Consider the following 815-nt stretch of genomic DNA (forward strand, 5'->3'; position numbering starts at 1 on the left):
GTACTGCGGCCGCCTTGGCAAGACGGACAATTCCCAGGTTGCCGTGAGTTTGTCGATCGCCAACGAACACGGCAGCCTGCCAGTGGGCTATCGGCTGTATCTTCCCGAGCAGTGGGCTCAGGACACTGTGCGGCGCAAGAAGGCAGGCGTTCCGGATCAGGTCGTGTTTCAGACCAAGACAGCGCTGGCCATGGATCAGATCGACAGCGCGCTGGCGACAGGGATTGCGGCAGGCGTCGTGCTAGCCGATGCGGCCTACGGCACCGAGACCCACTGGCGAGACCAGCTCAGCGAACGCGGCCTGCTGTACATGGTTGGCGTCCGCAGCAACACGAAGGTCTGGTGGGGATCGCACCAACCTGCGCCCATGCCGCCAGCCAGCCCTAAGGGCGGTCGGCCCCGCACACGACCGATGCGCGATAGCGCACATGCGCCGATCTCGGTACATGAAGTCGCGCAGAGCTTGCCCGCAAGGACGTATCGGCAGGTCAGCTGGCGCCAGGGCAGCGACGCAACGCTCAGTTCGCGGTTCGCGGCGGTGCGGGTTCGTGCCGCACACAATCGCCAGGCACATGACGAGCAGTGGCTGCTGATCGAGTGGCCGCCGGGAGAGTCAAAAAAAAAACACCGACGACATTGTCACCTTATGAACCCAACCTGCTGATCGCACAATGAAGTCACAGACTGGCAGCGCCTTAGAGGCGGAGATATCTAACGACAACACGAGACACACGAAGATCTAAGTCGCAGAGAAGAACACATGCCAGTACGTCGAGGTCGACGTAATACGACAAGCTCAAGAGCAAGGGTACCCA

General features: G+C 61.2%; 1 pseudogene. It reads left to right on the top strand.

From position 1 onward, the window contains the following. A pseudogene (locus CSC68_RS15750) lies at positions 1-628 on the top strand (IS701 family transposase); the annotation flags it as partial. Positions 629-815: the final 187 nt, after the last annotated feature.

Origin of the sequence: Pseudoxanthomonas suwonensis, from assembly GCF_010093235.1 — a bacterium.
In the GTDB taxonomy this organism is placed as follows: Bacteria; Pseudomonadota; Gammaproteobacteria; order Xanthomonadales; family Xanthomonadaceae; genus Pseudoxanthomonas; species Pseudoxanthomonas suwonensis.